Source organism: Kribbella sp. NPDC059898 (assembly GCF_042730855.1).
Taxonomy (GTDB): Bacteria; Actinomycetota; Actinomycetes; order Propionibacteriales; family Kribbellaceae; genus Kribbella.
The window spans coordinates 21688-33436 of sequence record NZ_JBHWKR010000010.1; the positions used below are offsets into that span (position 1 = coordinate 21688).

At 66.4% G+C, this 11749-nt stretch carries 4 protein-coding genes; 2 read left to right on the top strand and 2 right to left on the bottom strand.

Features of this window, described 5'->3' with window-relative positions; all coding sequences use genetic code 11:
* Positions 1-8: 8 nt before the first annotated feature.
* A complete protein-coding gene (locus tag ACFV9C_RS28140) occupies positions 9-518 on the bottom strand; it encodes a hypothetical protein (RefSeq protein ID WP_380198301.1) in 510 nt (169 codons plus the stop codon).
* Positions 515-9625 carry a LamG-like jellyroll fold domain-containing protein gene (locus ACFV9C_RS28145; protein WP_380198302.1) on the bottom strand — a complete coding sequence of 3037 codons (9111 nt, stop codon included), beginning with the start codon at positions 9623-9625 and terminating at the stop codon, positions 515-517. The genes ACFV9C_RS28140 and ACFV9C_RS28145 overlap by 4 nt, the downstream gene beginning before the upstream one ends.
* Positions 9626-10061: 436 nt before the next feature.
* On the opposite strand from ACFV9C_RS28145, the gene ACFV9C_RS28150 reads away from it, so the two are divergent.
* Positions 10062-10964 carry an ABC transporter ATP-binding protein gene (locus ACFV9C_RS28150; RefSeq protein ID WP_380198303.1) on the top strand — a complete coding sequence of 301 codons (903 nt, stop codon included), beginning with the start codon at positions 10062-10064 and terminating at the stop codon, positions 10962-10964.
* The gene (locus tag ACFV9C_RS28155) at positions 10961-11734 is read left to right on the top strand and encodes an ABC transporter permease (RefSeq protein ID WP_380198305.1); all 774 of its coding nucleotides are present in this window, start codon (positions 10961-10963) and stop codon (positions 11732-11734) included. The genes ACFV9C_RS28150 and ACFV9C_RS28155 overlap by 4 nt, the downstream gene beginning before the upstream one ends.
* Positions 11735-11749 lie beyond the last annotated feature (15 nt).

Below are 11749 nucleotides of genomic sequence, written 5' to 3' on the forward strand. Positions count from 1 at the left end.
ATACGAAGTCAAACGCCTGCCGTCCAGGCTGATGTCAGTGCCGCCGGGGGTCGGTACGAACGCGCAGCATCTCGTGAGGCCGTCACGATGAGCGAGTCCGGAATATACGCGAGCGCCCCATCAACCACTTCTCCGAGCGCCACCACCAACTCGCCCACATCTGCGAACGTGAGCGTTACCGCCCATGGCTGCAGGCCATCGCCGGTCTCGTGTTGAGCCCAGGACGCGGCGACCAACTCAGCGCCAAGGAAACCGTTCCACCGCACGGAGACATCGGTCCGCCGAACGAGGGGCCCGGGCGGTGAGCCATCGTCCAGATCCATCACCAACTGCTCGGTCGGCGGATTCAGATCCCATCTCAGCAGCAGGCTGATTCCGTCGAACTCTAGAATCACAGCCTTAGGGATCGTGTCAACGACCGACGTGGCCTCGGGCCGGTTTTCCCACTCCAGAAGGTCATATTTCACACCGCAGAGTCGTCTTCCCACGAACTGGTCCTCGGCAACTACGACCATCATCTGTACACCCCAAAGTACTGAAACGTGCCCGATGAATCAAAAGCTGCCCCTCTGCCGTCCGGGGCGATGTAGTACTTGCCGCCAGAGAAGTTGCCCTTCGTGATGTCAACGATTCGGGTGCCCGGAGAGGTAAGAATATCGTCCAGCTGTTCCTGACCTGCTTTGCTGATCATACTTGGCGAACCTTTTGGTATAGGGAAGGCGCCCTGGCCCGCATGCTTCGACAACTCATGCCCTGCCCGAGTCAAGTCCTTACCTACGGAGCGTGTCCCGGATGAGGAGAGATTGTCGACTGACCACTTGTCCGAAGCCGTGTCTTCGGGCTCGTGACCGCCCCCACCACCGCCGTCATCGTTCGGGTCGGGAGGTTGTGCGGCAACACCAGACTTATCACTGCTGGCAGATGAGGACTCCCCGCTTCCGCTGTTATGCGCCACAGCCCACAGCAGTCCGACTAGCGATGTGCCCTTGAGGAGGTCTGCTAGTGCCTCGCCGACGGCGAATCCTCCAGCGCCCGCTGCATAGCCGACACCGCCGCCCACGCCGCCGCCGTTTCCTCCGCCTCCTTGCGGCTCTTTGAAGTCGGTGTTGAACCAGTTGTAGGTGCCGGTGGAGCTGGCGTTGATGACGGAGCCGGCGGCGTTGAGGGCGTTCTTGTATTGCTGGTCGGACCATGCCGCGGTTTCACCGGTTAGGTCGTTGCCGGAGGTGACGACGGTGGCGGGTTGTGCCGGGTTGGTTGGGCAGAGTGGGTTGCCGCTGGCGCAGACTGGGTCGCCCGGTGGTGTGTGGGTCGTGTTCTGGGCGTCGTTGTCTATCTGTTCGCGTTCTTTGTCGATCTTCTTCTTGAGCTGGCACTGGGCGTCGCAGACCGGCGGGGGCGGGGGTTTCGGCGGGCATCGATGGGTCCCACAGGAGCCACCAGTGCCTCCACCGCCACCACCGCCGCCGCCACCACCACCACCTCCACCGCCTCCACCACCGCCACGACCACGCCCGCCGTCGTCGGTGGGTTTGACCGGCGGTTTGACCGGTGGCTTAACTGGCGGGGTGGGCTTGTCCGGTGGGCAAATCCACTCGTGGCCGTCGCCCTTCTGCTTCTTCTCACACTTTGTGTGCGGATCACCAGGCTCGTCGATGGGGTAGTTGCCGGTTGGGTCGCTGAGTGTGATGGGGTTGCCTGCAGCATACGAGTACAGGTTCAGAAGCGCGCTGTTGGCGCCTGCGGCGGCGTTGACGGTGTCTTGGCTGTTGAAGGTGGCGGTTCCTGGGTTGTACCAGCGGGCGCCTTGGTTGGTGTCGCCGGAGCGGGGGTCGGTCCAGTCGCCTTGGTAGCCGACGCGGTATTTGAGGCCGGTGGCGCTGGTGGAGTTGCCGAAGGGGTCGTAGGTGCGCGAGTCGGGCAAGCCGGCAGCGAGGGTCGTGTCGGCGGGGTCGAAGCCGGCGAAGACGTCGCCGTGGCGGTCGGCCAGGACGAGACGCTTGGTGGTGTCGTACCCGACCGCGAGGAGTCCGTCGGAGGCGGAGCGGCCGAAGAACTGGGTGCCGTCGGAGACGACCTCGCTGCTGAAGCCGTCGTAGCGCATGCGTGCGGTGCCGGCTTGGACTGGGCGGTCGAGGGCGTCGTAGGTGAAGTCACGGGCCGACCGGGTGATCATGCGGTCGAATGCGTCGAAGCTGAACGCTTCAGTTGTTGTTCCGGTGGTCTGGGTGAGCAGGGCGCCGCGGGGTGAGTAGGTGTAGGTGGAGGTGCCGTCGTCCAGGAGCCGGTTGCGTTCGTCGTACGTGGCGAGCTTGGTGCCGGCGGTGGTGGTGACCTTGGTGCGGTTGGAGTCGGCGTCCCACCCGTAGGTGGTGGTGTTGGTTCCCTTCGTCCAGGACGTGAGCCGTCCGAGCTGGTCGTAGGCGTAGATGTTGTTGCCGGCGCCGGCGACGCCGGTGGTGTTCTTCGAGGTCACGTTGTTGTCGGCGTCATACCCGTAGGCAATCGACGACACAGACGTCTGACCGGCCTTTAGTACGTCGGAGTTCATCCGGCCGTAGCCGTCGTACCCGATCGTGCGGACCCGGCCTGAGCCGTAGTCGATCGAGGCCAACTGGCCCGCCGCGTTGTAGCCGAGGGTCTGCAGGACCCGCGTGACCGGGTCAGTGGCTGTTGCCGGGCGGCCATTCACATAGGTGAAGTCGGCGGTACCGGCCGCGTCGATGCGCTGAGTGAGTTGACCGTCGGGGTCGTAGCCCTGGGTGGAGGTGCCGGATTGGCCGTCGGCGCGCAGCAGCATGCCGCGGTCGTTGTAGGTGTAGCTATTGACCCCGGTGGAGCTGCCAGAAGTGCTGGTGCTGTCGATCGTGCTCGAGGTCGCCAGCCGTCCGTCCAGGTCGTAGGTCAGGTTCCGGGCCGCGGTCGGCGCTTCCGCGTTCGCGCCGGTCTCGCTCTGCAGCCGCCCCGCCGCATCGAAGACCCGGGTCCGGGTGACACCGCCCGGCGACAGCAGCGACACCGCGTTCCCGGCGGCGTCGTAGGACGCGGTCCAGGTCCGGTCCGCAGCCGCGGGATGGGCCGTGGTGGAGGGTTCGATGACCTTCTCGGGCAGGCCGAGCGTGTTGAGCGTGTAGGTGGTCGAGTTCCCGCGCCCGTCGGTGTAGCGGGTCCGGTTACCGGCCGCGTCGTACCCGTAGGAGATGTTGACCTGATCGGTCGCCGACACCGGATCGGTCTGCGTCACCAGCCGACCGAGCGCGTCGTAGGTGTAGATCGTCGCCCGGTTCCCTGACGCAGGTGTCGACGAGACCAGGTTGCCGTCCAGGTCGTACCCGAGGCCAGTGGTGCCCAGGGAAACGTCGGATGCGTTGAGGGTCTTCGAGGCGACCAGTTGCCCGGCCCGGTCGTACATCGCGACACTGCTGCGCTTCATCGCATCCGTCGAGACCACCTGACGGCCCGCGTAGTCGTAGCCCAGCTGGGTGACCACGTTGTTCGGGTCCGTGGCCGTGGTGAGTTGCCCGAGCGAGTCGTAGCTGCTCTGCGCGACCGCGCCCGACGGCGACTGCGCGGACACGACGTTGTCCATGTCGTCATAGGTCAGCCGGGTCACGAAGTTCCCAGCGGTCGGTTTGCGTTCGACATCGGTCGAGGTGACGACGCGGTCGAGGTCGTCGTAGGTGTACTTCTTCACCGCACCCAGCGGGTCCGTGGTCGATTCGACGTCCCCGTTCGGCGTGTAGGCGATCTTCGTGACCGCCCGCTCGTCGTTCGTCGTGCCGGGGGCGTCGACCTGAACGCGCTGGTTCAGGTGGTCATAGCTGAACTTGGTCGTGTTGCCGCGCTCGTCGACCTGCTGCAACAGGTTCCCGACCGCGTCGTAGCTGAAGCTCGTCTTCGGCGTCACCGCGGTGCCGCCCGGCGGCGTGTAGGACGCCCCGCTCACCTCAGACGTGCGGCCGAGCTTGTCGAACGTCGACTTCGTGACGTTGCCGAGTGCGTCCTTCGACGAGGTCGCCTGCCCGAACGCGCCGTACCCGACCGCGGCGGCCGGCTGCACATCGGTCGCTATGCCGCCATCCTGTTCGGCCTTCACCGTCGGCGCGACTGTCTTGACCAGCCGGCCGAGCTCGTCGTTCACATAGCTCGTGGTGAAGTCGGCCTTCGTGGCGCCGCTCGCGTTACCTCGCGGCGTCGTCATCGACGTCGCCAGCCCCCGCTGGTCGTAGGTCCACGACGTCGACATGTTCGACGCCGCACCGCCGGTCGTGTTCTCCACCGTTTGCGACACCCGCCGCCCGGCCACGTCGAACACGTAACTCGTCGCGTCCGTCACAGTCGCTGGGCTCGCGAGGGTGGCGTTCGACCAGCCACCGGTGTCCGTTTGACGGGTGACGTTGCCGGCCAGGTCGTGCTCGTAGGTTGTGGTCCGCTTCAACCCGGCCGGGTCGACGGTCTGCGACGAGACCCTGCCGGCCGGGTCGATCGTGTAGTTGGTCGTGGTCTTGCCGTTGTCGGTGACCGCCTGGGTCCGGTTCCCGGCACCGTCGTAGGTGTCGGCCTCCAGCACGTACGGACGCGTGGAACCGTCCGGGTTGTGGAAAGGATCCAGCGTCTTGGTCTTGAGCGTGTCGTCACCGTTGTATGCGTAGGTGACGACCCGGCCCATCGCATCGACCTCGGCCTGCTTGCGGCCGGCCTTGTCGTACTGCGTCTTCGATCGGACCGCGTAATCGATCCCCTCCCGCGGCCCGTCGGTCGGCGGGTTGTTCGGGTCGGCCGGGAGGTTCATGTCCCAGACCTCGGTCAGCATGTTCAGGTCGGAGTAGTTGTACTCGAACCGGTTCCCGTTCGCGTCCTCCGACCACGTCCGGTTCCCCGCATCGTCGTACCCCTGCTGCGACTGCTTGCCGTCGGCATCGACCGTCGACGCCAGCCGGTTCCGGTCGTCGTAGGTCATCGTCGTGACCCGCGGCTCGTCCGGCGTCTTCAGGTCCCGCGCGGTCGTCTTCACCACGTTGCCGTCCGGGTCGTACTCCAGCTCCGCCTTCTGCTGGTGTTGCTCCCCCGTGACCGCGTCCGTCGTCACCGGCCCCGTCACGCCCGTGACCCGCGACATCTTGTCGTAGTCGTACGACGTCGTCACACCACCCGGGTAGGCATCCGAGATCTGCGTCTCGGTCTTCTTCCGCCCCACCTCGTCATAGGTGTACTTCGTCACCAGCCCCGACGGAGCCGTCACCTGCACCAGATCCCCATACTGGTCATACAGATACTGCGTCACCGCCGTCGCCGACGCGTTCACCTTCACCGACTCGGTCTTCAGCAACCCCGGCGGCATCGGCTTCCCGTCCGGACCCGTCTCCACACCATCGGTATAGGTGTAAAGCTTCACACCACCGTCCGGACTCACATCCGACGCCACGTCACCGTTGACGGTGAGGTTCGAGTACCGCTTGTAGGTGTCGTCGGTCGGTCCCGACGACCGGCCGTCCCGCTGCGTCGCCATCTTGTCCCACCGCGGATCCAACGCCGGCCACGCATCATTCGCGTGATACGTCGTATACGACGTATGACAGTCCACCTCAGCCGAGGTACGGCAGGTCTTGGTCGACGTCACGTTCCCGCGGGCGTCGTACGCCATCGAGACCACGTCGCCCATCTCACTCGTCACCGAGGTCAACCGGCCGGTCTCGTCGTGGGTGTAGCTGCGGACCCCGTACCCCCGGTGACTTGTCCAGTCGGGTGTGGTGTCCGGGGTCCACGGCTGGTGCGTGTCCTCGCCCAGTGGTCTGCCGGTTGCCAGCAGCCAGCCCCCGAGAGCGTCGTACTCGTACATGTACGACGTCTGGTTCGGGCCGGTCACCTGGACGTCCCGGCGCAGGTCCGCGCCAGTGATCTGTGGGGTGCCGATCGTCCAGCCGCCGCCGTTCTCGTCGACATACTTCTGGACCCGGTCACTGGCCGGGTTGTACTCGATCTGCGCCGTCGTCCGACCGCCTGCCGAGGTGATCGAGGAGAGCTGGTCTGCTGCGTTGCGGCCCTGCTGCCAGTGCGCGACCACGTCCTTGGTCGTCAACGGGTGCGAGTACATCGCGACCTCGTCGATCTGCCCGGTGAAGTACTTCACCGCGTCGGTCCCGTACGACGGCCACGCGCCCGGCGCCGCCGCGACCGCCGCACCGATCTGGTTCACCGCGAACTGCTCATGGTTCACGACGCTCTGGGTGATCGTCCCGATCGCGACACCGTCCAGGTACAGCGACTGACGAGTCCCCATCGAGCTCAGCACGACGTGATGCCACTGGTTGTCGTTCACCAGCCCAGTTGAGGTCATCGGCGCGGCCGAGCCGTGCCAGAACTGACCACGAAGCTTGCCGTCGGCACCGACATACAGCACCGGCATTCCACCGGTCGTCGGCTTGCCCCAGCTCTCCTTCTGATATCCGAGCAGCGGCTGACTCGTCGACCCGCTCGTCTTGAACCACAACTCGACAGCCTCGTCACGACTGCGTGTCGCCAAACCGTTCGGCAACTGGACCCGGCCGGCTCCGGCGAACGAGACCGACTTGTCCGCGTCGCCGACCGCGGCCAGCGGGCTGGCCTGGCCGTATTGCACACCCGAGTAGGTGCCGAAGCCGTCGTTCAGCGCGATGTCGATCTCGTTGGTCGCGTTGGCGTCGGTGCCGTCGTCGGACAGCCGGAAGTATCCGTCCGGCCGGCTGTCGAGCACCGCGCTGCGGTAATGCGAGCCCTGCGCCGACCCGTACGAGGTGCACTTCTGCTCCGCGTCACACGACTTGGTCAAGACGTCGCCGGAGTACTCATAGGTCCAGGTCAGCGATGCGCCGCCGACCGGGTCGGTGCTGACCGACGCGACGTGCTTGTTGTCCGCCGTCCAGGTGAACGTCAGCTTCCGGCCGGCCCCGGCGAGACTCGCGGCCGACTGCAGCGTCCCGTCAGCCCGGTACGTCAGCGTGACCGGCTGGCCTTGGGTGCTGTAGATCTTGCTGAGCTTCCCGGTCCCGGCCGCGAACTCGTACTTCGTCCCGGGCACGATCTGCAGCGTCCACGGACCGTTCGCCGACGCAGCGGTCAGGCTCGTCTTGGAGTCCCGCGGTGCCGCGAAGGTGCCGTCGGCGTTCGCGCCGAACCGAACCTGCCGGCCATCTGGGTACGTGACCAACGCGTTGCCGTCGTTCTCGAGCACCAACTGCATGTCGTACCGGCTCGACCAGCCCGCCCCGAACAAGCCCGTGCGCCGCGGGTCCAGACTGTTGTAGGTCCGTGCGACATTCAGCTCCGGACCAGCCACCGGTACGACGACATCCAGCGCCGACGCAGTGTAGTTGCCGACCGCCGGGTCGTACGGCTTGTCCTGCGACTTGCCGTCATTGTTCGCGATATGCCCGGTGATCGCCGGCTGCGGAACATCGGTGAACATCGTGATAGGAGCACCGATCGTGTGCTGCCCGTCGTTGTCCTGAACGTAGATCTGCCACTGGTACTCACGGTTCCAGGCCAGCTTCCCCGCAGGCACCACCCAGGTCTTCGACGACGTGTAGTCGCCGCTGAAGAAGCACCCCACCTCCGGGTTGCCATCTACGACCTCGCAGACCCGGAAGCTGTACTTCAGCGTGCTGTCCGGCTGGTCCGGATCGATCCCGGCCGCCCACACCTGCGGAGTCAACGTGTACGCCTGCGCGCCGTTCAGCGGCCACACCTTCGACAGATCGACCACGGGCGGAACGTTCACGATCGAGACCAACCGCGCCGCCGGTATCACACCCCAATCGGTGTACCAGCGATACACCGTCGTATCTCGATGCACCATCGAGAACTCAAGCTGATAATCGACCCCCGCAGCACTGCCCGGTAGCGGATTGACCGCAACGTCCAGATTGATCTTGCCGCCATGCGGCACCGAGGCCGTCACCGGCGTGGACAGCACCGCCCAGTTCTGCAGCACCCCGTCCTTGTAGATCCGGTAGCTCATGAAGTCGTCGCCCGGCTGCCACGTGAAGTCACCGAGGTTCGTGATCGTCATCGGGAACTTGCCGGCCTTGTCCTGCGTGACATAGTCCGCCGGCAACTGCTGCCGGAACGCGTACGACGCGTGGTACGGCGAGTGCGTCACCGCAAGCTTCGGCGGGTTCGCAGTCGTGATACCCGCGAGCTTCTTCCACGAGTACCGGTCCGACCGCTGGTTCGCGAACAACGCGAACCCGAAGTTCGACCGCTGCCCGTCGACCAGGCTCTGCAGCCACGACACACCGGCCGAGTTGAACGGCAGCGCGTCGTACATCGGCTGACACGCCGTCGTACCCGTCGTGTTCGACACATAACCACGCGAGAAACTCTTCGACGCGATCACCGACGGCGTCACCTGCGGACCCGGATACTTCAGATCCGCCAACGGCGTCGACTGCCACCCCGTCATCGCGCCGTACACATCCAGCTCACGCGACGAACACGTATCCGCCTGGTAGTTGTACACCTCCAACTGCGCCGCCACGATCGTGTCGTACCGGAACGCATCCACCAGACTCGGGAACGACAACAACGACGTGTACGCATTCCACCCCGACGTCGACGAACAGTTCGTCGCACCCGCCGCCGGACGGCACCCGACCTGCAACTCGCTGCCGCCACCGACCGAGCCATTCAACCCGGCACTGACCGCGTAGTTCGGCGTCACCCGATCCGTCGGAATCACCGTCGGATCGATCCGCACCGGGAACACCCGCGCCGGATCGTCCAACCACGCACTGTCCGCCGTGACCTTCAACGCCTGCCGGCCGTCAACCGTCACCAGCTCGTACGACACCGCGCTCGACGTCGCCCGAACCTCGACCGTGTTCGAGTCCTCCATCGACGCCGCCGGAATCCGCGCACGCTCCGTCCCGTGCTCATCAGTCAGCACAACCTCGCGACCGACCAGCGACGCCGACAAGTTGTCGCTCAAGTTCAACGGAAACACGAACGACCGCGGCGCCGTCGCCGCCTTCACAACGATCGTCTCCTTCAGACCGCGCGGCTGCGAATCCAACTGCAGATCCATCCCGGCCATGACCTCGGGGAACACCACCGTGCTCCCCGACATCTGCCCAGCCACCGGCGCCGCCCCGGACACACCCCAACCAACGTTGTGCCCATCACCCAACTCGACACCCGCCACCGGATCCGCATCCGCCTGCCCCGCGATCCACGAACGGATCTCCGTCGAGATCGTCTCCCAGCCACCACCATCACGCGGCTGCAGATTCGCGTCGATCTCCGCCCACGAACCATCCGGCTTCTGGAAGTTCAACGGCGCCGGCGACAACACACTCGTCTCCGTGCCATCCGTGTTCGCGAACGTCTGCGAGAACTGATCCCGCATCTGCGGCAACTCACGGCTCGTCTGCTTGTCGAACCCCTTCACTGGCGCATGCTTCGACGGCACCGGCTCCACCGCCTTCGGCGCCGGCTGCTCCGCCGCCGCATCCACCGGCTTCGCCGGCGTCACCGGGAACATCTCCCGCAACGTCGGCGGCTTCACCTTGTTCCGCCCCACAGCCGGCGCCGGCAGCTTCCCAGTACCGAGCCGCTGCGCCGGAGCCTTCGCCTCGCCCTTCCCCGACATCGCCGCCTGCGGTATCGGCGGCGGCAAACCCGCAGCAACCGCCGGTGCAACCGGCAACGCAGGCCCGACACCAGCCAACGGAACCGCCAGAGCAACAACCACCGCAACGAACCGCGCAACGCGAATCCGACGACGGCGGGCACGAGAAGACAGCCGGGACATGGCCATGAAAGATCCCCCTGGGCGTGGACGACCTGCACCTGAAGCCTGGGGTCCCCCGACCCCACCAGCGCCGACCGGAATGTATCAGCCACCAATCCATCACAGCCAGCAAACTGCAACTTCCTGCAAAATCCCGAAAATCTGTAACGGCGCAGGCAGGACATCCACTCGATGGACGCCGCCAGTAGTACTCCTGGGATCAGCCGATCGGTTGATCCTGGGTCGAGCTTGTCGGGCGATGTGGGGGTGGGGGCTGCTCCGCGAAGCTCTGGGTATGACGATTGTTGAGGTGGCCGGCCTGCGGAAGGCGTATGGCGGGCGGGTGGTGGTGGACGACGTTTCGTTCACCGTCGACGAGGGTGAGATCTTCGGGATTCTCGGGCCGAACGGGGCCGGGAAGACGACCACCGTCGAGTGTGTCGAGGGGCTGCGGATCCCGGATGCGGGGACGGTTCGGATCGCGGGGCTGGATCCGGTGGCGGATCACGCGGCGGTGACGCAGGTGCTGGGGGCGCAGCTGCAGGAGAGTGAGTTGCAGGCGAAGCTCACGGTCCGGGAGGCGCTGGAGTTGTACGCCGCTCTGTATCCGGAGCCGGCCGACTGGCGGGCGTTGGTGGAGCGGCTCGGGTTGGGCGGGCAGGTGGACACGCGGTTCGGGGTGCTCAGCGGCGGTCAGAAGCAGCGCCTGTTCATCGCGCTCGCGTTGATCGGCAACCCGCGGGTCGTCGTACTCGACGAGCTGACGACCGGCCTGGACCCGCGTGCCCGGCGCGACACCTGGGAGGTCGTCGAGGACATCCGCGCCCGCGGGGTCACCGTCCTCCTGGTCACGCACTTCATGGAGGAGGCGCAGCGGCTCTGCGACCGGATCGCCTTGATCGACAAGGGCCGGATCACCGCGCTCGACACCCCACAGGGCCTGATCAGCAGTACGGCGGGATCCACGATCATCTCGTTCACCCCGTCGGAGGAGCTCAGCGACGAGGATCTCGCCGCGCTGCCGGCGCTCGCGTCCGTCGAGCAGAACGACGGCCGGCTCACCCTCACCGGCTCCGACGAAACCGTGAACGCGCTGCTGTCCGTGCTCGCCCGCAAGCGGATCACCGCCCACCAGTTGCGCGTCACCGACGCCACCCTCGACGACGCCTTCCTCGACCTGACAGGAGCCACCCGATGACCACCGTCGCGACCACCGCCGCCGTACGGCGTCCCTCGCCGCGGATCGCCGTACTGCGGGCCGAAGCGAGGCTGTACCTCCGCGAGTACGGCACCTTGTTCTGGGTGCTCGGGTTCCCGCCGTTGCTGCTGGTGATCCTCGGGTCGATCCCGAGCTTCCGGCGGGTCGACCACGGGCTCGGCGTTCGCCTGATCGACCTCTACGTCCCGGTGCTGGTGATGGTCGGGCAGATCGTCGTCGGGCTGCAGGCGATGCCGCCGATCATCACCGGCTACCGCGAGCGCGGCATCCTGCGCCGGATGTCCACGACCCCCGTCCGGCCGTCCGCGCTGCTGTCCGCGCAGATGGGCCTGCACGGTGCGACCGGGCTGGCGTCGGCGCTGATCTGCCTGACGATCGGGCGGCTCGCGTTCCACGTCCAGCTCCCGCGTCAGCTCGCGGGCTACCTGATCGCCCTGCTGCTCACGGCCGCCGCCGCGCTGGCGCTCGGCGCCCTCGTGTCGGCGCGGGCCAAGACCGCACGCCTCGCGCAGGCCTTCGGTATGGCGGTGTTCTTCCCGAGCCTGTTCTCCGCGGGCCTGTGGCTCCCGGTCCAGTCGATGCCGCACGCGCTGCGGCAGATCGTCGTACTGCTGCCGTTCGGTGCCGCGTCGCGGGCGCTCGACCAGGCGGCCGCCGGGCAGTGGCCGGCGTGGTCGCACCTCGGGGTGCTGGCCGGTTGGACGGTCGTCGTGTCGGTGGCGGCGGCGCGCTGGTTCCGCTGGGAGTAGGTTCGTGCAAACTGG